At 56.2% G+C, this 731-nt stretch carries 1 protein-coding gene; it reads left to right on the top strand.

Annotated elements, in window-relative coordinates; genetic code table 11:
• The coding region (locus tag IE076_RS22525; protein WP_189439033.1) for an AAA family ATPase at positions 1 to 572 on the top strand (572 nt) is incomplete at its 5' end.
• Positions 573 to 731: the final 159 nt, after the last annotated feature.

The following is a 731-nucleotide window of genomic DNA, read 5'->3' as shown; positions in this document are numbered from 1 at the left end:
GTGTCGGCCTTGCAGAAGCTGGCCGCCGTCGCATCGGAACTTACTCCAAGGGGATGCGCCAGCGCCTTGGACTGGCGCAGGCCCTGATCGGAACACCTAAACTGGTTTTACTTGATGAACCAACCAGTGGCCTTGACCCCATCTCACGCCAGAACTTTTATGATCTGGTGACGGAAATCTCCGCAAACGGCGCCACTGTCCTCTTATCGTCCCACGCTCTGACAGAGATGGAAGCGCGCACCGATCGCATCCTGATCATGTCCAAAGGTCGACTGGTCGCCAACGACACACTGGAGAACCTGCGCACAGCCGCAAGACTGCCAGTCCGGCTCAAGGTCAAGTCGAAAGACGAACCCGCAGAGCAACTTGCTGATCGCTTGGGCGGAACGCCGGTCAACTGTCATTCAGTCGAGATCATGTGTGCACACGAAGATAAGGTCGCAAGAATTGCCGCTGTCACCAGTCTGGGCACTATGATTGATGACATTGACGTACACCTGCCAACACTGGATGACGTCTATAAGCACTTCTCCGAGAAAGCCCACCAAGACAACAAAGCTGGGGAGGCCTGAGATATGTTGAAACGTATCCTGACTGTCGCTCATCAAGAGGTCCGCATCGGCTTGCGCAACCGCTGGATCCTGTTGTCTGTGGTGATCTTGAGCGCGTTCTCTCTGGCTCTGGCCCTGTTGGGCTCAGCCCCAGCCGGCACGCTTGATGTAAGCCGCATG

The sequence above is a fragment of the Pseudovibrio japonicus genome, assembly GCF_014651595.1.
Lineage (GTDB): Bacteria > Pseudomonadota > Alphaproteobacteria > Rhizobiales > Stappiaceae > Pseudovibrio > Pseudovibrio japonicus.
The sequence above is the reverse complement of the archived record's forward strand: the minus strand, read 5'-3'. Positions and strand labels throughout refer to the sequence as shown.